This window comes from Candidatus Clostridium eludens (assembly GCF_045310515.1).
GTDB lineage: Bacteria > Bacillota > Clostridia > Clostridiales > Clostridiaceae > Clostridium_B > Clostridium_B eludens.
The window spans coordinates 55,949-77,787 of the sequence record NZ_JBJHZX010000010.1; the positions used below are offsets into that span (position 1 = coordinate 55,949).

The 21,839-nt window shown below is 28.8% G+C and carries 16 protein-coding genes and 1 other annotated feature (1 of these 17 cut by a window edge); of the genes, 4 read left to right on the forward strand and 12 right to left on the reverse strand.

Annotated features, from left to right (window positions below):
* Window positions 1-82 precede the first annotated feature (82 nt).
* Window positions 83-1,090 carry a CotS family spore coat protein gene (locus ACJDU8_RS08405; protein WP_406791702.1) on the reverse strand — a complete coding sequence of 336 codons (1,008 nt, stop codon included), beginning with the start codon at window positions 1,088-1,090 and terminating at the stop codon, window positions 83-85.
* A gap of 113 nt (window positions 1,091-1,203) precedes the next feature.
* On the opposite strand from ACJDU8_RS08405, the gene ACJDU8_RS08410 reads away from it, so the two are divergent.
* Window positions 1,204-2,331, forward strand: coding sequence for a glycosyltransferase family 4 protein (locus tag ACJDU8_RS08410; protein ID WP_406791703.1), 1,128 nt, complete (start codon window positions 1,204-1,206; stop codon window positions 2,329-2,331).
* 87 nt (window positions 2,332-2,418) lie between these two features.
* On the opposite strand, the gene ACJDU8_RS08415 is transcribed toward ACJDU8_RS08410, so the two are convergent.
* The 4 genes from ACJDU8_RS08415 to ACJDU8_RS08430 form a co-directional block, all read right to left on the reverse strand.
* A complete protein-coding gene (locus tag ACJDU8_RS08415; protein ID WP_406791762.1) occupies window positions 2,419-3,438 on the reverse strand; it encodes a CotS family spore coat protein in 1,020 nt (339 codons plus the stop codon).
* A 28-nt stretch (window positions 3,439-3,466) separates the two neighbouring features.
* Window positions 3,467-4,228, reverse strand: coding sequence for a spore coat protein (locus tag ACJDU8_RS08420; protein WP_406791704.1), 762 nt, complete (start codon window positions 4,226-4,228; stop codon window positions 3,467-3,469).
* Between the two features lie 168 nt (window positions 4,229-4,396).
* On the reverse strand, window positions 4,397-4,606 hold the full coding sequence (locus tag ACJDU8_RS08425; protein WP_406791705.1) for a hypothetical protein: 210 nt from the start codon (window positions 4,604-4,606) through the stop codon (window positions 4,397-4,399).
* Window positions 4,607-4,629: 23 nt separating this feature from the next.
* Window positions 4,630-5,637, reverse strand: a complete 1,008-nt coding sequence (locus ACJDU8_RS08430; protein ID WP_406791706.1) for a CotS family spore coat protein — start codon at window positions 5,635-5,637, stop codon at window positions 4,630-4,632.
* A 182-nt stretch (window positions 5,638-5,819) separates the two neighbouring features.
* On the opposite strand from ACJDU8_RS08430, the gene ACJDU8_RS08435 reads away from it, so the two are divergent.
* A complete protein-coding gene (locus ACJDU8_RS08435) occupies window positions 5,820-6,938 on the forward strand; it encodes a glycosyltransferase family 4 protein (RefSeq protein ID WP_406791707.1) in 1,119 nt (372 codons plus the stop codon).
* 169 nt (window positions 6,939-7,107) lie between these two features.
* On the opposite strand, the gene ACJDU8_RS08440 is transcribed toward ACJDU8_RS08435, so the two are convergent.
* Together ACJDU8_RS08440 and ACJDU8_RS08445 are read right to left on the reverse strand one after the other, a co-directional pair.
* Window positions 7,108-8,373, reverse strand: a complete 1,266-nt coding sequence (locus ACJDU8_RS08440) for an ABC transporter substrate-binding protein (protein WP_406791708.1) — start codon at window positions 8,371-8,373, stop codon at window positions 7,108-7,110.
* 103 nt (window positions 8,374-8,476) lie between these two features.
* Window positions 8,477-9,859 (reverse strand): radical SAM/SPASM domain-containing protein, encoded by a 1,383-nt coding sequence (locus tag ACJDU8_RS08445; protein ID WP_406791709.1) that lies wholly within the window; start codon window positions 9,857-9,859, stop codon window positions 8,477-8,479.
* Window positions 9,860-10,288: 429 nt separating this feature from the next.
* Here ACJDU8_RS08445 and ACJDU8_RS08450 point away from each other — a divergent pair, with 429 nt between their 5' ends.
* Window positions 10,289-10,900: a DNA-3-methyladenine glycosylase gene (locus ACJDU8_RS08450; protein WP_406791763.1), complete on the forward strand. Its 612-nt coding sequence runs from the start codon at window positions 10,289-10,291 to the stop codon at window positions 10,898-10,900.
* 22 nt (window positions 10,901-10,922) lie between these two features.
* On the forward strand, window positions 10,923-11,171 hold the full coding sequence (locus tag ACJDU8_RS08455; RefSeq protein ID WP_406791710.1) for a GIY-YIG nuclease family protein: 249 nt from the start codon (window positions 10,923-10,925) through the stop codon (window positions 11,169-11,171).
* Window positions 11,172-11,212: 41 nt separating this feature from the next.
* Here ACJDU8_RS08455 and ACJDU8_RS08460 read toward each other — a convergent pair whose 3' ends face one another.
* From ACJDU8_RS08460 to ileS, 5 genes are all read right to left on the reverse strand, one after another.
* Window positions 11,213-12,280, reverse strand: a complete 1,068-nt coding sequence (locus ACJDU8_RS08460; RefSeq protein ID WP_406791711.1) for a mannose-1-phosphate guanylyltransferase — start codon at window positions 12,278-12,280, stop codon at window positions 11,213-11,215.
* 196 nt (window positions 12,281-12,476) lie between these two features.
* Window positions 12,477-16,535, reverse strand: a complete 4,059-nt coding sequence (locus ACJDU8_RS08465; protein WP_406791712.1) for an AAA domain-containing protein — start codon at window positions 16,533-16,535, stop codon at window positions 12,477-12,479.
* 194 nt (window positions 16,536-16,729) lie between these two features.
* Entirely contained in the window at window positions 16,730-17,338 is a 609-nt protein-coding gene (locus tag ACJDU8_RS08470) for a DedA family protein (protein WP_406791764.1), read from the reverse strand.
* 126 nt (window positions 17,339-17,464) lie between these two features.
* A complete protein-coding gene (locus ACJDU8_RS08475) occupies window positions 17,465-18,463 on the reverse strand; it encodes a LacI family DNA-binding transcriptional regulator (protein ID WP_406791713.1) in 999 nt (332 codons plus the stop codon).
* Window positions 18,464-18,533: 70 nt separating this feature from the next.
* Complete coding sequence (ileS, locus tag ACJDU8_RS08480) at window positions 18,534-21,638, reverse strand: isoleucine--tRNA ligase (RefSeq protein WP_406791714.1); 3,105 nt, start codon at window positions 21,636-21,638, stop codon at window positions 18,534-18,536.
* A gap of 128 nt (window positions 21,639-21,766) precedes the next feature.
* Window positions 21,767-21,839, reverse strand: a binding site (T-box leader); it runs 156 nt beyond the window's last position.

Here is a 21,839-nt window from a genome sequence, read left to right on the forward strand (position 1 = left end):
TGACTATATACTGTTTTAAGTGCAAAAAATAAGGTCTATACTGGATTAATTTAAAATCCAGATATAGACCTTACCTTTTAATTTAGATGTTTTTTTCATTATAAATTTCTTTAAATCTTTTAATAAAGTCAATATATTTCTCCTGTTCAGCAATTAATTCTTCTAGTTTATTGTTAAAAGTATTCATTGGCCAATTAACTTCATTATAGTAGTACCTATTTGCCAATCTCCAGAAACGTTGTGGAAATAATAAGAAGGCAAATATTACCTTGTATTCTTCTTCTTTAATTGGACTGACTTCATTATAAGAATCAATAATAACTTGTGCATTTTCTATATTCCAATCGGACCTTTTTAAAACTTTAATCATAAAAGATGAGATATCGTAAGCCCTTACTTCCCTTTTACAGTAATCAAAATCTATTATATTAAATTTATTATCTTCATCTACTACTATATTATGATAGGTAAAATCATGATGACAAAATCCCTTTTCCTCTTCAGTAATACTGCACAATTCATCATATTTAGAATTCTCCAAAGTTTCAATTGCTTTTTTACCAAAATCCTTATAAAACTTAACTACTTTCATATAATTTAAATCAAAGTTTCCCTTATTATTTTTTTTCCTCCCCATATCCTTCATTTTATCAAGAGCTTTAACTCTTTTTTCCATAAGATGGTGCCATCTTCCAAGATCTGTTTTCAATTTACTGTTTTCAGGTGGTTCATATCCTTTAGAAGCTATATGCATATTTGCTAAGCACTTAGCTGCATTCACAATATCTTCCCTATTTCTAAAATCACATTCTCTCCCTTTAATCCATTCTGAAAGGGTATATATATCTTCATTAATAAGTGCATATGGATTTCCATCTATATTGATGGAATATTTATCTACATTCGGAAATCCATTCTTAATAAGATGCTCTTTGGCTCCATAAACAAACAAAAGCTTCTGGGTCCCATAATTTATCTTTTTTAAACATTTCATCCCATTATCTGTTTTTAATAAATATACTCCTCTGCTTGGTTTTATATTTTCAATTTTTACATTAAATTGTCTTTCTATTTCAAATTCTCGCATCATGTTAATCACCCCTATATATTTATATGAACACCTAAATTAATTTAGAAGAACATTAACATTTTTAACTACATTTTAATATAATGAAATATAGTAATTTGGAGAGGACCAATTTTATGAAAATAGGCATTGATGGACGTGCCGCAAAATGGTACAGGGGTACTGGTATAGGGACTTATACTTATCAATTAATAAAGTGCTTAAATGATATTGATAATATAAATAATTATCTGCTTTTTATGCCAGAAAGCTTGAAAAATGATATGTACCTCAAAAAAAATTTCACATTAAATAACGTATCACAAAACAACAAAGCTAATTTTTGGGAAGAAATTGGTATACCAAATATAATAAAAAACAATAAAATAGAAATATATCATGTACCTCAAAATGGAGTTGGACTTCCTATTGACAAAGACTGCAAATTTATTATAACACTTCATGATGTAATTCCCTATAGAATGCCTAAAACTGTAAGTGACAGATACCTTAAAATTTTTTCAGAATATATACCCAAAATAGTACCCTTATGCGATGGAATTATTACAGTTTCAAATTTCTCTAAAAAGGACATAGTTAAATCTTTTAATTTTCCAGAAAATAAAATATACGTTACTCATCTCGCTAGTGAAGATATATACAAACCCCTAGATAAAAGAATAAGTAAATATGTAGCTAAAAAATATTATTCCATATACCAAGATTATATACTTTATGTAGGTGGATTCAGTCCAAGAAAAAATATATTAGGACTTATTGACAGCTTTAGTAAACTTATAACATTATATAAAAAACCTATAGTTTTAGTAATAGCAGGTTCAAAAGGGAAATCATATGAGACTTATAAGAAACATGCGGAAAAACTAAATATTTCTGACAAAGTCTTATTTCCTGGCTTTATTTCCATAGAACATCTTCCCTATATATATAATGCAGCTAAATTATTCGTATACCCTTCTTTCTATGAAGGATTCGGCCTGCCTCCTATAGAGGCCATGGCCTGTGGTATACCTGTAATAACTTCAGATACTACATCTCTTCCTGAGGTAGTTGGTAAAGGAGCTTTACTTATAAATCCTTTGGATAAGGCTAGTTTATGTGAAGCTATGTTAAATGTATTATTAGATGACACTCTTAAGAATAAATTAATATCTTCAGGTGTTAAAAGGGCTTCTGAGTTAAATTGGAAGAAGACTACTATAAATACCATAAACATATATAATAAAATTGTAAGTAAAAAATAAATAATATATACCCATCGAAGTATAGTACTTATTTCAATGGGTATATATTATTTATTTTTATATTTTTCTTCTCAAAAGGGTACATACCTAATTTAAAATTTTATTTTTAAATTCCTCTAAAAATTCCTGTCTATCTTCTTTATATCTAATCTTTCTTTTTAGTCTATCTAAAAATACTTCTTCTCTCCAATCTTTCCGTTTAGTATAATAGTCCTTAGATATAGTATAAAAATCATTAGGAAAGTTTAACATAGCATATAATACTTCTAATTCTCTATTGCTCAAGGTATTTTTGTTACAATAATCATTTATTATCAATTTTGCTTTTTCTACATCAAAAGCAAAATTTTTAATAACTTTATTTATAAAATTACATAGATCATGTACTTTAAGATCTATAATTGCATAATCAAAATCCACAAAATAAGCTTCATTATTATTTATTAATATGTTATGGTAAGCTAAATCATGATGACATACTACTATTTTGTCTTCCTCACTGCATAACTTATAATAATAAGATTTTTCAAGCATACTTTCACTTTTTTTAATTTCTTCTATATAATAATTTGAATTTTCTATAAATATTTCATCAAATTCTGTTTTCTTTTCATGTATATTTGCTATACTTCTAAAGAATTCCATTTCCTGGATTCTTCTTTTAAAAGTATCAATAAGCCTTCCACTATTATATTTATTCTTTATACTTGTTTTAAAACCCTCAGAGGCAAGATGAAATTCTCCAAGTCCTTCAGATGCAATGCTTAAATCCACCGGATTGCTAAAGTTGCATTCCTTTCCATAAACCACATCCATTATACAATACATATCTCCATTCCATATAGTATATATCTCTCCATCTTTATTTTTTACAAAATTAACTACTCTAGAAAACTTACTTCTTACATAAGTTAAAAGTTCATATATGAATTTTAACTCATCTAAAGTGTACTCTAACTTTTTTAATATCTTCCTCCCTTTATCTGAAGAAACCATATATACACTTCTAATAGGTATAACATCATATACTTCTAAGTCAAATCTACTAAAAAGTTCTATACATAAATCATATTTAGCTAAATATTTTTTTTCACTATATCTATCTATCAATCTAAAGCCCCCTATTACCTATTGTTTAAATTAAACTTTCCCCATCTTCATTCATAGATTCATCTAATTTCAGTACGTATTGCTCTTCCGTCCAATTTTTTGTATTGTACCTATATCTATTACAGCATTTCATAAAATGATAAGGATAAGATATTATAGACAATATAAATTGTAAGCTGTTATCATTTAAAGATTCATAAGCACAAAATTCTTTTATAAGCTCATTAAAATTTACATCTATACCTTTTCTCTTTATTCTATTTAAAAAATATGCCAAATCCATTTCGACCATATTGTAGCAGCAGCCTTTTATATTCACCACTTCTATATCTTCCTTTTTTTTCAAATTGTCAAAATAGGTATCAGTGAGACACATTTCCACCCTATCCATACTCCTAACTATCAAATTCACATAATTATTTTTATATAAATTATCCATGCATTTCTCTGCTCTAATCAAATATTTTTTTCCAACTTTATTTAATTTTTCATGGAAGTAACTTCTATTATTACAGTCACGTACGATTTCTAAATCTTTTTTTAGCCTTTTTGTATATATTCTATAACGCTCAACTGTTTTTCCTATATTGTTATCCAACCGTTTATTCATAACTCCTGTATATCCTAAAGCTTTTCTATGAAATTCACTTATTATGGATATCTGTTCCTTTATTCCACCTAAAGTTAATTGCTCTTGTTTTAACTCCTCCTTAAATTCTTTTACAACAGATATTCCCCTTGATTTCAAATATTCTATAAAGCAAAGTTCAATATTGTCACTATACACCTTTAAACCACCTCACCCTTATACTGCCACTATTTTATCCCAACGCTACCATTGCTAATACTCCTATCGCACTCTGTGAAAGCGATTCACACAAAATTAAAAATTTTGGTTCTCTGCTTTTCTATCAAAGTGGGAGATAAGCACTGCTGCGCGTCTGGATAAGTTCTTCTAAGATTCACTTGATCTGTGCTTTTTCTTCATTTCCTTTACCATTCGCCTTTTCTTCTTTTCCAGTTTCATAACCTCTTTTTTTCTTTTATTAATCTTCTCCAAATGTTTAACAGTCTTCTTAAGACTTTCTGCTTTATTTTCATAATAACCTAAATCTTTATTTTCCATTTCCTCTTCACTTTTATTTCGGGATTTTTTATGTGACATGACCAAATTCTCCTTTCGAAACTTTAATTATATTTCCAGTTTTTAAATTCACCTATAAATTCTAATTTTTCTTCTCTATCTTTAAGTGTCTTCTTTAACTTTTTTATAAAAAAATCTTCTCCCCATAGCTGATTTTCCCAATAGCACTGTATGCCAATTTGCCAATAGTCTTGAGGGAATTTCATAAAAGCCAATATAATAGGTATATCATCTTTTTCTACAGTGTTTATTGCATTATAAGTATCAATAATGAAAAGTGCATTATTTACATTCCATCTGCCATTTTTCATTCTCCTTATAAGTAAGCTTGCTAGATCATGAAGATGGGTATCCAATATGCAATAATCAAAATCTATTATGTTAACCTCACCTTGATTTCCTATCAAAATATTGTGATTTGCATAATCATGGTGACAAAATCCCTTACTTTTCATTTCTTTTTTCATATTATCTACATATCTAGTTTTCTTTAAATTTTCTATAGCCTCTTCTGCTAGCTTAACTTCTTTATCCATAGATTTTAAATATAATATATCAAAGTCTCCCTTAAATTTCTTTTCTAATATTCTCCTTTTAAAATCCAGCATTTCTTTTCGTCTAACTTCAAAGGTGTCTATCCATTTAAGCCATCCTATTCTGGGATTCATATCTTCAGTAACTTGAAAACTACAACTTTTTTTATGCAACTCTGCTAACTTAGAAGTTGCTACTAAAATGTCTAAAGTATTGTCATAGTTACACTGTCTGGAGGCAATCCATTCGCACAAATAGGCATAAGAATTTTCCATTTTTATATAATCTTTTTGATTTTTAGTCTTAATTATTTTAGGTATACTTCTAAATTTTTTATTTTGGAGATGCTTTATAGCAGAAATTATAAATAAGAAATGCCCATAGTCATAATTTATTACCTTTAAACAATACTGATTACATTTAGTGTGAATTTTATATATACTCTTTATCTTTTCTATAAATTCAATATGGAGATTATAAGCATCTTCAACATACTCTCGAACCTTTAATATATCCAAAAGCTTTTCCTCCAAAAATTATTATATATGTATTATATGAATAACCATATATGTATGTGATAAAGAAGTATATTTTGAATTTTAGTCTAAAAGTTATGGTCACCTTTTTATACTAATGTTAATACTATGTAATATAACAATTTGAATTACTTTAAGGCTACTGGGATGTGGAGGTATGAATAATGAAAATTGCCATGGACGCAAGAGGAGCTAACTGGTATAAAGGCACTGGTATAGGCACTTATACCAGTGAAATATTAAAATATATGACTAAAAACCATAGAGAAAACTTTTATCACATATACTGGTCAGGTAATAATTATGATAAATTACAACAAGAAAACACTAAAATAGTAATGGCTTCTAAAAAACAACATAGATTTTTTGAACAATATTACTTTCCAGTAAATTTAAAAAAAGAAACGGTGGATATATACCATATTCCTCAGAACGGTATTGGCATATCTGAAAATATAGAATGCAAGAAGATAGTTACTATTCACGACTTAATACCTTATATACTTCCTGAAACAGTAGGAAAGGGATATCTATCAAAATTCTTGAAGGAAATGCCCAAAATCATTGATTTGGCTGATGGAATAATAACCGTTTCTGATTGTTCAAAAAAAGATATTTTAAAATTCTTTCCCATAAATGAAGATAAAATATTTGTAACTCCTTTAGCTGCAAATAGTAGATACACACCTCTAGAAAAAGATAAATGCAGGTATGAAATAAATTCTAATTATAACATAGAAAATCCATTTATTCTTTATATAGGGGGTTTTAGTCCTAGAAAAAATGTATCATCACTAATTACTGCTTTCTCCAAAATTCACAAAAAACTAGATAAAAACTATGATTTAGTAATAGCAGGTTCTAATAAAGATGATTCTGATATGCTAAAAAATTTAAGTATAAATTTGAACATAGATAAAAATATTAGATTTACAGGATTCGTAGAAGAAAAAATGATGCCTATTTTTTACAATGCCTGCGACATATTCATATATCCATCTTTATATGAAGGTTTCGGACTTCCTCCTCTAGAAGCCATGAGCTGCGGTACTCCTGTAATAACTTCAAATATTTCATCCATTCCAGAAGTAGTAGGAGACGGTGGAATTCTCATAAATCCATTTGATATAGAAAGCCTTATGTACTCTATAGAGGCTTTAATTAATGATAGTAGTATAAGAGAAGAATTAAGCTTAAAAGCCCTAAAACAGTCAGCTAAATTTTCTTGGGAAAAAACTTCTGAAAAGACTATTGAAGTTTATAACAAAATTTTAAATAATTAAAAAACTTTATGCAAGCAAAGCCCTTTAACTACTTACGCTCCCGGTTAAAAGGCTTTACTTATATGTTAAAAAATCCCTATATGATTAATCCCTACACATATTATACATTAAATTTTAAATTTTGTAAACGTTTTATAATGCTCATTTCAAAATAATTTTCGTACAAATTTTATTTATTTTTCATAGACTTTTCTATATTTTCCGCTATAACTTTAAAATCTTGGTTTTTTATATTATCACTAGTTAAAATATCTTGTGTTATTTCCTTTACTTCAGGAAATTTTTTAGTATAATTTATACTAAAAGAGCCTTGTTCTACACCTGCAAATAAATTCCATATTGTACTATTAAAATAAGAAATATTCTTATTAAAATTCACAAAATTATAGACATTAGTATTTACCGGAAATCTACCATATTGATTTAACAAATCCATTTGTAATTCATCGTCTGTAAGTGTAAATTTTATAAATTCTTGTACAAGCTGCGATGATGATGTATTTTTATTTATAAGTAAGTTCACTCCACCTTGGGACACATCTCTATTTCCACCTAATTCAAAGGCCGGTAATTTCATTATGCCCCATTTGCCTGCATCTTGGGAATATTTCATTAAATTTATAGCATAAGTTGGATCTCCTATAAATGAAACTAATTTACCTGCTTGTGCACTAGCCATAACCTCACTTTCAGAATTGAAATCCTTAATTAGTCCTTCTCCATATAAAATTTTTAGTATTTCAACTACTCTACTCCACTTTGAAGATTGGAAATCTAACTCTCCGTTTTTATTAAAATAGCTAGTCCCTAATTGATTGGAAAGTAATAAAAAAATATTACTCTTATCTCCCTGGTAGTTACCAATAAATATATCTCCTGTACTTTTACTTACTTTCCTACCTGCTTCTATATAATCACTCCAAGTTTTTATGCTGCTCACATCTATACCTTGCTTTGAAAATATATCTTTTCTATATATTAAAGCCTTAGGATAAGTGTCCCAGGGTACTGCATAAATTTTTCCTTCTATGGTGTCATTATCAATTTTATTATTTAACATTATATTTTTATATGGATTAATTAAACTTGCAACTTCCAAAACTTTATCTGAGCTTTCAGAAAGAACATATTTTACATAACTATCACCCACAGTTATTATATCTGCATTATATTTGGAACTATTTAATATGGATTTAATATTATTATTTATATCATTCATTGCTATAACATCTATATTGACTTTCTGATGTAATAACTGGAATTTACTTGCTGCTAACTTTAACTGAGGTTTATGACTTTCGTCAGTAATGATTTCAATTTTTCCTTTAAATACCTCTTCATTTGTTCCTTCATTTCCTCTTTTATTATAAAAAACTATAAATAATATAACAGCTATCAATATTAGAACTATTATTATTTTCGTATATCCTTTCATAGAAATTCTCCCATTACTTGTAACTTAACATATATATTTTATACTAACAAATATAATCTTATGTTTCAATATATTATCTAGAAAATCAGCCTAAATATAAAATTTAACCCTTAGACATTTTATAATTACCATGACCTTTAAAATCCTCTTTCCATGCTTCTTCTGCATAAGATTTAAATTCCTTTGATATTTCATCAAGCTTGCTTTGAAATTCCAAATCTTCAAGCATCATCTTAGCCCCTTCATCTGTGGGGCTTACACCTGTTTTTTTTGCAATATCTCTAATTTCATACGTATTATCAATCATCATACAAGGCAATAATAAATTAGAGTTATATGGTTGTCTATGCCTAAGCTCTTTAAAAAAATCAGAGTTAAATACATCTACAAGCTTTTTTTCTTTTAAGTTATCTGCTGCGAAATGAGCAAATATGCAAGGTTCTACATCTTCCTTAGAATTTATATGACAATAATATTTTCCTGCAATACATCCTCCAACATACGGTGCATCATTAAAAAAGTCTATGGCAAAGTACGGTTTTGAACTCCTTATTTCCCTTACTCTCTCTCCTAATCGTATTCTCTGTTTGGGCGTAAGCATTAAATTCACATCAGGCTTCTTACCTACAGGCATAAATATAAAGTACCATCCCATTTTTGCTCCTTTACCTACAAGCATGTCTATAAATTCATCTGATATGACTGTATCTACATTATACCTGCTAACCGCAGTAGATACCCCAAATAAAACTCCTCGTTCCTTTAAAAGTTCCATAGCACTCATAACATCTTTAAATACACCCTTGCCTCTTCTTATATCTGTTTCTTCTTCAAATCCTTCAACAGAAAACATAGGAAGAATATTTCCAAGTTCCTTTATCCTATCCGCCAATTTTTCATCAAAAAGTGTACCATTAGAAAAAGGTACAAACATACAATCATTATATTTTTTATATATATTTAGCATATAATCATTTATGAAAGGCTCTCCTCCGAGAATTACAAAAAAATAAATCCCAAGGGTTCTAGCCTCTTTAATGATTCTATCTACCTCTTTCTCTGGAATATCATCCTCTTTACTATAACTAGAAGCATAACATCCCCTACAACTTAAGTTACACCTCATGGAGGGACTCATAAGGATTGTAAAAGGTGTTTTTATACCAGTTTCACTAAAAAATTTTGCCCTCTTCGGCATTCCATACCAAACTGCATTTCCCAAAAAATTTGTAAAAAACTTATTTATACATTTTTTATTCGAATCTTTAATAATGCCTGTAATAAGTTGGTGGATTGATGGGTTTGTTTCGTATAACTCCTGGACTGCCTCAATTTTAGTTAAGTTCTCCTTATCTCTCCTTATTGTTTTTTTAATAAGTGCAAATAGTCTGTCAATATTTTCTTCTGGGTTTCTATTCAGCAATTCTAAACCAGCTTTAACCAACGCATCTTTAGCCGTTTTTTCTAAAATTCCACTCGTCTTCATATGCTATTCCTCCCAATAAAAAATAATATATTTTTCTTTAACATACACATAACAATCAATAATACATCTAAATTTCATATTGATTATGTTTATATTTTTTTATTTTGTAAGACTACTCCAATCTAGTATTTTCCCATTATTTGATATATATTCAATATATTGATTTTTATTCTGTAAAATTAATATATTTATACTTTTTATTATAAAATTCCTTTGCTAGTTTTCCATTTACCGTATTATTGATTAATTACAATTTTACCATAATTACAAATATATTTCATATGACTTATATACTGGTTTATACCTAATCATTATTTATAAAACACTTAACTATAACTGAGTTTGACAAAATATATTATTTATATATAATTATTATATATTTAGTATTAAACTTAAATAAATTCAAGTATTAAAAGGATTGTGTTATTGTTGAAAAAAATACAGCGAAACTTTTACAGTAAGGATACTTTATTAATTGCTAAAAACCTTTTAGGCAAAATATTAGTTCATGAAGTGAATGGTAAAAAAATATCTGGAAGAATAGTTGAAACAGAAGCTTATAAAGGAATTAAAGATAAAGCTGCCCATTCCTATGGAAACAGAAGAACAAAGCGGACAGAGATAATGTATGGCTGCTGTGGATTTTCATATGTATATATGATATATGGTATGTATTATTGCTTTAATATTGTAACTGAAGATATAGATATACCAGAGGCTGTACTTGTAAGAGCTTTAGAACCCCTTCAGTGTTTAGATGAAATGTCCATTAATAGATATAAAAAAGAATTTACTTGTTTAAGTAAAATTGAAGTAAAAAATTTGACCAATGGTCCTGGTAAACTATGTCAGGCATTACTTATAGATAAAAATCAAAACAAAAAAGATCTTTGCAGTAGTAATTTGTATGTTGAAGACGATGATTTCAAAGACTTTAATATAAAAAATTCAAAAAGGGTGGGTATAAATTATGCAGGAGATGCGGCAAATTATCCCTGGAGATTTTATATAGAAGATAATTCTTACGTATCTGTCAAATAAATTTATGAAAGTAGATATAAATATGAATTACGTTTATATATTAAGATGTAAAGACGAAACATTATACACTGGTTATACTAACAATTTGCAAAAAAGGATACAAGCACATAGCAATAAAAAGGGAGCCAAATATACCATGGGTAGGCTTCCTGTACAACTAGTATATTATGAAAAATACAATTCCAAGAAAGAAGCTATGTGCAGAGAATACGCTATAAAAAAAATGAGTAGAGAAAACAAATTGAATTTAATTAAAAAAATGTCCTTATAATATAATAAAGTTAGGATTTATAAATCCCAACTTTATTTGTATTATAAATATTTTTTTAAACTATTTTTATTCTTTAAAACATTAACTAAATACTTTATTTCTTGATCCTTATTTTTATCCATAATTAATAGCACATCTTTGCAGTCTACTACTATTAAATCTTTTACTCCAAATACTATAATAAGCTTATCATCTCCATATACAGTACAACTCTCACTGGATTCGAATACTGCATTGCCCTTTACATTATTACCATTAAGATCTTTGAGAAATCTTCCTAAAGCATTAAAAGTTCCTATATCATCCCATAAGAACTCACTCTCAATTACATAAGCTTTCCTAGTTTTTTGCATTACTCCAAAATCTACAGATATTCCATCTATAAAGCCATATTGTTCTTTTATTACTTCTTCTTCTTGTTCTGTATCCAAATTTTTATATATTGAAAGCATACACTTATACATTTTAGGGAGATATTTTTGCATTTCCCTCAAAAATACATCTGCTCTCCATACAAATATACCACTATTCCATAAATAAGTACCTTTAAGTATTAAATCCTTGGCAACTTCTACATTAGGTTTTTCCAAGAACCTCTCTACTCTAAAAGTGGCAATTCTGGCACTTACTCTTTCTCCCATATTTATATAACCATAACCTGTTTCAGGTCTGGAAGGTTTAACTCCCATAGTTACAAGTCCTTTTTTTCTCTCAGCAATTTCTACTGCTTGAAAAATAGTATCTATAAATAATTTCTCATTCTCTATATAATGATCTGATGGTAAAATTATCATAGTAGCAGATGGATCTTTTTTTAATAATTTTACTGCGGAAAATCCTATACATGTAGCAGTTTCTTTATTTTCTGGTTCTGCAAATATATTTTCCACACTTATATCTGGAAGTTCTTCTTGAACTTTATCTATATACTCTTCATTAGTAACTACATATATATTTTTTTCATTAACTAAAGGCTTAATTCTATCTACGGTATTCCTTAAAAAACTTTTATTATTTATTATTTTTAAAAATTGTTTTGGATTTTTGGCCCTTGATAATGGAAATAATCTCGTTCCTTTACCACCTGCAAGAATTAGCGCATATAACAATGATTTCACTCCAAATAATGCTTGCTATGCTTTATAATATGTATAGATTGTTATAAGTGTGTAATATGCTAATTAAATTTTAAAAATATTTCAATATAAAAAGTGCTCCAAATATCTTTGAAACACCTTTTATTTAATAATTATCAAATTTAGCTTTTGAAAGCATTGTACAAAATCATACATTTTATAATAAAGTTTATACGGCCTTAAGATTCTTAGCATCAATTTCTTCCACCTTATACTGCTCCATTCCTATATTACTTAACTTTTCCCATAATTTATTCATAACTTTTTCTGGATTGTAATAAAATTCACTTCCTCTTATTCTATAAAATATCCATCCTACCCTTTGTAAATCCAACTGCCTTTCTATGGTTTCTTCCCAATTATACTTTTCCGAAGAAACATCTCCATCACATATAATAGCTACTCTATTTCTAACTCCTTCTACTATAAAATCTATTTTGTATCTACCTATTTTTACTTCTGGTATAACATTATATCCTTTATTTTTTATAATATTATAAACATCTTTTTGTAGCTTGGATTGGAATATATATTCTATATTCTTGTTGTTCATATAATATTTATCATAATTTAAGCAATAGTTTAAAAGATAATAACGTGCACAGTCTACATTTAAATCTTCTAATTCTATAGAATAGAATAGCCACATTTGATTTTTCGCTCTGCTAGATGCCACATTAAATCTCCTAATATCATTTTCTCTCATAAGAGGGGCAAATTTTACATCATTTGAAATTACCATGGATAAAAACATTATATCTCTTTCATCCCCTTGAAAAGAATAGGCATCTCCACATATGAGCTTTCTTCTTATCATTTCTTCCACACCAATCTTTTCTCTCAGCATACTTTCTATTAGGTGCCCTTGAGCCTCTCCTAATAATGATATAACTCCCATGGACATATTAGAGTATCTTGCATCTTTACAACAGGATACAACTTTATCTACTAAACATTCTGCTTCTTTTACATTAATAGGTTTAATAGGGTCCCTAGCTCCTTCCTTAACTCTGATTGTATTTATCGGAGGATAAAATTTCTCATGTATTTTAGGATACCTTAGTGGTAATATTTCTCCTGAATAACTTAAGTCATTACTAAAATTTATTATTTCAGGAATACACCTAAAATGTTCTTTTAACATTAACCTACTTGGAAATACTCTGAGTGAAGTATCATATAAACTTGTTTGCAAATCAAACCATTCCCGTTGGGGTATACCTTTTAGATATTTATCTATTAAATTATATATAACACTTTGGTCAATTCCAACAGTTTCCGGACTTATCTGCTTATCATCTCCTACTATGACTGCCCTCTTAGCTCTCATAAGTGCACATAATGAAAATATATCACTTTGACTACTCTCATCAAATATTATTACATCAAACATATCTTTAGACAACTTTACATTTTCAATAATTCTATTTAAAGGCATAATCCATACAGGAATAACTTCTTTACATTTCTCCATTTCATTTTGCGCTATTTTCCTATACTCCGGCACCATTTTACCACGACCCTTGCCAATTCTTTTCACTGCCTGAAGCCATGAAAATAAACTTCTTTTTTGATTTTCAGTAGTCCGACGTATTTCATTATACCAGGTCTTTTTCGAAACTATATCTTTTATGATTGACTTTTCTTTGTTCTTCTGCTGCTCTATGCTCTCTTCTAGTATTTCCGAATTTAAGCTATATATATTATTTAAAAAGCTGTTCCATTGAGCCCATCTCCATGCTTGTCCCCAATTGTTAAATTTCTCTGACGCACAACTCCAATTATCTATTATTTTTCTAGCAGTATCTGGGCATACTTTATTTATTTTGCCTATTAATTCATCTATTTTTGCAGACTTATTTTTTATAGTACTCATTTCCTTTAATCTACTTAAGGTTTCTCTAATCTTATCTGTATCTAAGTCTTCTATAGCATCATAAAGTTCTTTTAATTTATTTGAAGTATTTATTGTTTTCTTAAATACCTCTATATATGCTTTGGCTTGATTGTATTTATTTATATTTCCTATAGCTTTTACACATTTAATTAAATAATCGTAAGTTTCCTTTTTGTGCCAGTTAATATATTGTGGAATTGATATTCTCCCCAGGCCTTCTATAATAGGTTTTTTATATTTTGTATCCCAATTTACAATTTCACTCAAATTATCTAAATTTTTTTCAACAGAAATCAGCTCGGCTTCCTTTAAACTAGAACTTATTATCTTTCCCCCATAATCTTTTATTGTGTTATTCCAAATAGTCCTTAATTCTTTAAATATTTGTTCTTGCTGTGTATAGAGTTTAACTGCCATTGCTTGACTCATACTTTTTAAAGGTTTGCCATCTACTTTACAATTTTCTAATATATAGTTATATTCTGGATGAAGCATGATAAATAGTTTACTTATTTTTTTATTTTCGTTCAAAGCACTGTATAGAATATTAAATTTTTCTATGAACTTGTCCATGTTGATATCACTAGGAAGTTCTATTTTATGATTTCTAAGTTGATTTCTAATTCTACTAAGCATTAATATATAGTTATTACTTTTATACAGTAAATCTTTAAGTGTTTGTTTTGTTATATTACTATTATAATAATTATGCATTATATTTCCCCACATACCTTCTTCAAGATATGAAATTTTACTTTTACATTCTTCAATTAATTTTAACAACTTTCCATAATCACATCTATCATTATAAGGTATATGCCATCCCTCTACTGTTTTAATGCATTTTTCATATTCCATACCTAATTTCTTATATTCTTGTATTTTACTACAGAATTCCTCTTCATCAGGCAGCCTAGTCACTATATTTTTTATACTATCAAAGTGACACTTTTCAGATTTGTCTAATTCTCCTAGTAGATAAATGAGTAAATCAAATTCCTTTTCTGAAACAGGCATAACTTCATTAATCTCTACTTTGTCATCTATCCAATTATACTTATCCCTATTATCTTTCACCCACTTTGCCATATACATAGTATTATAATTTTTTCCCTCATAATCTATGCTATAATTTTCCAATTTCTCTACCTGCTTAAATTTTTCATATAAAGCCTGTTGATTTTTTCTACAATAATTCAATCTTCTCTCCAATATTTTGATATCTTCGTACATTACTTCAGGATCCTCAGATAAGTTATCCGTTATTTTTCTTACAGATTCATTAAGTTCATTTAAGGAATTAGCGTCATTCCCCAAAACACTAATGCACAATGGCCTTATTTCCTCAGGTATTTTTTCTGTCAATACTTTAAGTGCTCTACTAGTCTGGCTTGTCACCAATATTCTTTTTCCATAAGCAAGAAGATGACATATCAAATTTACTATAGTATGACTTTTGCCTGTACCCGGAGGTCCTTGTACAACTACTCCGTAATTTTCAGATATACGCTTTATTATCTCCTTTTGATCTGAATTTGCAGGTAATGGGAAAAGCAAATCTTGTCCTATATTTTTCCATTCATTTACATCTTCTTCGCTATAACTTATATCCTTTTCATCTACCAGAGCTTTGATAGTTTCAGGTATTTTATATCCACTGTCTATTTGTTTAATTATGTTATTAATTTCAATTTCCCACAATTTCATATTGTTCTTTCTTGCTAAAATAACAGAAGTATCATAGATAACCGGAAACTCCTCAAAATTAATTTTTTTTCTTGAAAATTTACCCTTATTAAATGTTCCCTGCTCATCTATATTAGAAAGCAGATTTAAAAACACATTTTCAGCTTCCTCTATATTTCTAGGATCCAAATTGGATTCATTTACTTTATCTTCTAAGTCGAAAATGTTAGATATATTACACTGTTTTAAATCTTCAAATAAAAAAGTCTCCAGAGTAGTTTTAGCAGAAGGAATCAACACAAATGTTTCCTTTATCTTGTTAAATTCTATTTTCATTCTAGTGCTTAGAACTGGATATACAATTTTTTCATTTTCTACCTTCCATACTATTAATCCATGTCCAAAAACTATCTCAAAATTCTCCCCGTTTTTCTCATTCTCTTGATACAAATTAAAGAATTCTTTATAAAGTTTGCTATTATTTTTGTTTACTTCAACCCACGACTCACTATTAGATATATTAGAAAATTCATCTTCCCAGTATAACCTATCACAATCATAAATATTTTTTACATATTTTTGGTTCAGTTCTTTTAAGTTCAGCAAATAATAAAATATCCTTTTTACCTTATCCCTATAATTCATAATTCCCCCTCCTATAATGGTAAACAATAATTATATTTACTTTTATGTTAAATTATACCATGAAATAATAAAAAGTTCAAAAATTTCGTTAAACAAAATTCAAATATCTGCGACAATATTTTTTCCCATAATATTCAAAATATAAAAAGAGTTCAAAATAATTATTTTGAACTCTTTTATAATTAAAACTATATCTATGAATTTTCTGTCTGCACTTTCTTTATTATCAATTTATAAAGAATAAATACAACTATTAAGATTACTAAGGCTATATCCGCAAAATGAAACCATTCACGTATAATAGTCCAATTTTCTCCCATTTTATAACCAGTATACCCCAAAAGTACACTCCATACAGCAGATCCCAATAAAGTATATATGGTAAATTTTTTAACGTCCATTTTACTTATACCTGCAGGAAGCGAAATAAACGTTCTAATTATAGGTAAAAGCCTAGAATAAAATACTATTTTTTCTCCATATTTGTTAAAGTAATAGTCACTTTTTTCAATATGAGCCTTTGATAATCTAAGCTTATCCGCATACTTCTCAACTAAGGGCCTTCCACCTATTTTCCCAATGTAATAAGCCCCTAGAGAACCCGCTGTTCCTCCTAATGTACCAAATATTATAACAAGGATTAAATTCAATCTTCCTGTAAAGCTTAAATATCCTCCAAAAGGCAATATGGCTTCACTAGGAATAGGTATGCAGGCACTTTCTAAGGCCATAGCTACAAACGTACCTACATAACCTGTTTTGTCCAGGATAAAAATGACTACATCAATTATTCTTTCTACCATCATACGTTCCTTTCCTACGAAAAATATGTATCTTGTTTATACTTTATTATATATTATACCCCGGAATTTTTGTATTAATTTTCTATAAACAGTGTTAAGAACATATTTACTAAAACCAGCCATATCCTATTTTTTGCAGGAATCTCTTTCAATTAATTGATGAGGCAATACATAGTTTGTATTCTCCATTTTTTGATTATTGATTAATTTTATAAGCATTCTCATCCCCACAGAACCCATGTCATAGATAGGTTGAGCTACAGTAGTTAACTTAGGGTAAAATATAGATGCTGAATATATATTTTCAAAGCCTATTACATCTACATCTTCAGGGACCTTGATTCCCCTATCCCTAAGTGCATTTATAGCCCCCATTGCAATCTCATCGCTGCTGCAAAATATTGAGTCTACTTCTGTTTTATCTAATATTTTATTCACACCCTCATACCCGTCTTTTGCTTTTAAGTTGCTAAAATAAGTTCTATTCTTGTTAACCTCCAAGCCATTTTCCTCAAGGGCTTTTTTGTATCCTCTATACCTTACAGCACTTGCATTAGCTATATCTTCACTAGCACCTATATACGCTATTTTTTTATTTCCCTTATTTATTAAATAAGTTACCCCGTCATATGCTGCTTTTTCATTATCAATAGTTACACTTGGAATATTTTCTTTGTCATTTGCAGTCTCTACCAATACCATTGGAATTTGAAGCTGTTTTATAAGGTTTAGCATATCTGATTCCAGTGAATTACTCATATATAGAACTCCATCTGCCATTTTTTCTTTTAGAACTTTTAAATATTCCATTTCTTTTTCTATATCTAAATCAGTATTACACAGCATTATATTATAATCATATATATTTGCTACGTCCTCAGCTCCTCTTACAATTTCAGGATAAAATTGATTGGATATATCAGGAATTATTATTCCTATAGTTCTTGTTTTTTGAGTTTTAAGACTTCTTGCTACTATATTAGGTCTATATCCTAGTTTATTGATAGCTGCTAAAACTTTCTTCTTAGTTTCCTCATTCACAACATCTACGTCATTGAGTACCCTAGAAACTGTAGCTATAGAAACTCCTGCCTCCTTAGCAACGTCTTTAATTGATGTGGCCATTTTATCACCTACCGATCCATTTGTTTTTTATAATTATACTTACAAAACTACTATATTACAAGCTAATTTATTATTTTAATACTTCTACTGAAATATTAAATTTTTCTCCATTAATATTATAACTACTATATTCTCTGTTTTCATTATAAATAACTTCTACAGCAAGGGTCTCTTTCTTAATTTGCCCTTCAAATTTTCTTACTACTTCTTCAAGCTTTTCATTATTTGAAACATAAAGCTTTATTTTATCAGCAACTTCAAATCCACTTTCTTTTCTCATGTTTTGTATTTTACTTAAAATTTCTCTTAAATTTCCTTCTTCTCTAAGCTCTTCTGTAATTGTGGTTTCTAAAACTATACCTGTGCTGCCTTCTCCGGCAAAGGCAAATCCTTCTAACCCATCCATAGTAATAAGTAAATTTTGTGAATTTAATTCTATTTCTACTTCATCTATTTGTACCTTTACCACTTCATTATTATTTATTTTTCCAGCGAGATCCATCTGATCCATAGAAGCTATCTTTTGTTTTATTTTAGGTATAAGCTTACCATATTTTTTTCCTAATATAGGCAAATTAGGCTTTATGCTAAAATCAACATATTTAGACAAATCTGCATTAAATACTATATTTTTTATATTTAGCTCACTTTTTATTATATCTCCATAGTATTCAGGAAGTGTCTTCACACTTATAAGCATCTCTGAAAGGGGCTGCCTATTTTTTATATTGGCTGCATTTCTAGCACTTCTTCCTAACTTAACTATCTTGTAGCATTCTTCCATATTCCTTTCTAAATCAGTGTCTATTAAATCCAAATTATATTCTGGCCATTTACATAAATGTATACTTTCTGGTACATCTTTATTTAAATTTAATACAAGATTTTGATAAATCTCTTCTGCCATAAATGGTATAAAAGGTGCAGCAATTAAACACAATGTATTTAATACATTATACAGAGTCACATAGGCACCTATTTTATCTTTTGTTAACTTTTCATTCCAGAATCTAGTTCTATTTCTCCTTACATACCAGTTTGAAAGCTCATCTACAAAATCACCAATATTTTCAGCGGCCTGAGTAATTCTATAATTATCTAAATTCTTTTCTGTCGTTTTTATCAGCGAATTCAGCCTTGAAATTACCCACTTATCCATTACATTTTCACTTACAAAATCTGAATATTCTAATGGATTAAATTTATCTAAATCTGCATAGAGTACATAAAAAGAATATACGTTCCAAAGTGTTCCTAAGAATTTCCTCTGACTATCTTGAACTGCTTCTTCATAAAATCTAGACGGAAGCCACGGTGCACTTTCAGTATAAAAATACCACCTTGTAGCATCAGCACCTTCATTCTCTAGAACCACTTTAGGACTCAATACATTTCCCTTATGCTTTGACATTTTAAGGCCATGCTTATCCAATACGTGTCCTAAAACTAGACAATTTTGAAATGAACTCTTATCAAATAATATTGTAGATATTGCCATAAGAGTATAAAACCATCCCCTGGTTTGATCTACAGCCTCGGATATAAATTGGGCCGGAAAATTTTTCTCAAAAAGTTCTTTATTTTCAAATGGATAATGATGTTGTGCAAAAGGCATAGACCCTGAATCAAACCAACAATCAATTACTTCTGGCACCCTTTTCATTTCTTTCTGGCATTTATCACACTTCAATTTAACCTCATCTATGTAAGGCTTATGAAGCTCTATATTATCTGGTACATTAATTCCTTTTTCTTTTAATTCTGCAATACTTCCTATACACTCCCTATGTCCACACTCACATTCCCATATAGGTAGTGGTGTACCCCAATATCTTTCTCTGCTAAGTCCCCAATCTATTACCCCTTCGATGAATTTCCCAAATCTTCCTGTTCTTATATTGTCAGGATACCAATTTGTATCATTAGTATTTTTAATTAATTTATCCCTTATAGCAGACATCCTTATAAACCAGGTATCTCTTGGGTAATATAAGAGTGGAGTATCGCATCTCCAGCAAAATGGATAAGAATGAGTAAACTTCTCCGATTTATACAATATGCCTTTTTCTTTTAAATATGCAATTATTTTAGGATCTGCATCTTTTACAAAAAGTCCTTTCCATGGAGCAACTTCATCTTTAAAATTTCCCTGAGTTGTCACAGAATTTATCATAGGTATATTGTGTTTTTTACATGTAATACTGTCATCTTCGCCAAATGCAGGTGCAGTATGCACAATTCCAGTACCATCTGTTAGGGTTACATAATCACCATGAACAACATAATGAGCCTTTCCATCAAAAGATGTAAAATTAAACATCTGTTCATACTCTAACCCTAGAAGTTGTTCACCTTTAAACTTCTTTAAAATTTCATATTCTCCTTCTAATTTTTCCAGAAGCCCTTCAGCTAATATTAGACATTCTCCATTATTCATTACTTCCACATAGTCGTAATTTTTATTTATTGTCAATGCCATGTTATTAGGTAACGTCCACGGCGTTGTAGTCCATGCAAGCATGTATTTATTTTCATTTTTAAGCTTAAATTTAACATATACAGATGTCTCTTTTACATCCTTATAGCCCTGTGAAACTTCATGGGAAGAAAGTGCAGTACCGCATCTTGGACAATAAGGTACTACTTTGTGGCCTTTATATAAAAAGTCTTTATTCCATATTTGTTTTAAGGCCCACCATTCTGATTCTATGTAATTATTATGATAAGTTACATATGGATCATCCATATCCACCCAAAAACCTATTCTATCGGACATTTTTCTCCATTCACTTACATAAGTAAAAACGCTATCTTTACACTTTTTTATAAAATCCTCTACTCCATACTTTTCAATTTGAGGTTTGCCTGAAATTCCAAGACTTTTTTCAACTTCCAGTTCAACAGGAAGTCCATGGGTATCCCAGCCTGCTTTTCTTAAAACCTTATATCCTTTCATAACTTTATACCTAGGTATAAGATCTTTTATGACTCTGGTTAAAACGTGTCCTATATGAGGTTTTCCATTAGCAGTGGGAGGTCCATCATAGAAAGTAAAGTAATCCCCGTCTTTATTGGATTCAAAACTCTTCTCTACTATTTTTTTATCCTGCCATAATTTTAAAATATCTTCTTCCATCTGTACAAAACTTCTATTATTATCAATTTTTTTATACATAAATTTGGCCCCTTTCATCTTTATTGTTAATTTTTTACTATTTGTTCTGTTTTATACATGACTTGAATATACCATTTGAAATATAAACAAAATTCAAATAAATTATTTGCAATAAAAAAACTTCATCCAAATAGGACGAAGTTAAATTCGCTATACCACCTATGGGTAACCTTTTTAAAACACTGTCATATGTACCCTCTA

Bases quoted from the DNA above. Each gene is read 5' to 3' on its own strand.
- ACJDU8_RS08465 (WP_406791712.1), bottom strand. From the start codon at position 16,535: ATGAATTATAGGGATAAGGTAAAAAGGATATTTTATTATTTGCTGAAC.
- ACJDU8_RS08410 (WP_406791703.1), top strand. From the start codon at position 1,204: ATGAAAATAGGCATTGATGGACGTGCCGCAAAATGGTACAGGGGTACT.
- ACJDU8_RS08475 (WP_406791713.1), bottom strand. From the start codon at position 18,463: ATGGCCACATCAATTAAAGACGTTGCTAAGGAGGCAGGAGTTTCTATA.
- ACJDU8_RS08435 (WP_406791707.1), top strand. From the start codon at position 5,820: ATGAAAATTGCCATGGACGCAAGAGGAGCTAACTGGTATAAAGGCACT.
- ACJDU8_RS08470 (WP_406791764.1), bottom strand. From the start codon at position 17,338: ATGGTAGAAAGAATAATTGATGTAGTCATTTTTATCCTGGACAAAACA.
- ileS (WP_406791714.1), bottom strand. From the start codon at position 21,638: ATGTATAAAAAAATTGATAATAATAGAAGTTTTGTACAGATGGAAGAA.
- ACJDU8_RS08425 (WP_406791705.1), bottom strand. From the start codon at position 4,606: ATGTCACATAAAAAATCCCGAAATAAAAGTGAAGAGGAAATGGAAAAT.
- ACJDU8_RS08455 (WP_406791710.1), top strand. From the start codon at position 10,923: ATGAATTACGTTTATATATTAAGATGTAAAGACGAAACATTATACACT.
- ACJDU8_RS08445 (WP_406791709.1), bottom strand. From the start codon at position 9,859: ATGAAGACGAGTGGAATTTTAGAAAAAACGGCTAAAGATGCGTTGGTT.
- ACJDU8_RS08440 (WP_406791708.1), bottom strand. From the start codon at position 8,373: ATGAAAGGATATACGAAAATAATAATAGTTCTAATATTGATAGCTGTT.
- ACJDU8_RS08405 (WP_406791702.1), bottom strand. From the start codon at position 1,090: ATGATGCGAGAATTTGAAATAGAAAGACAATTTAATGTAAAAATTGAA.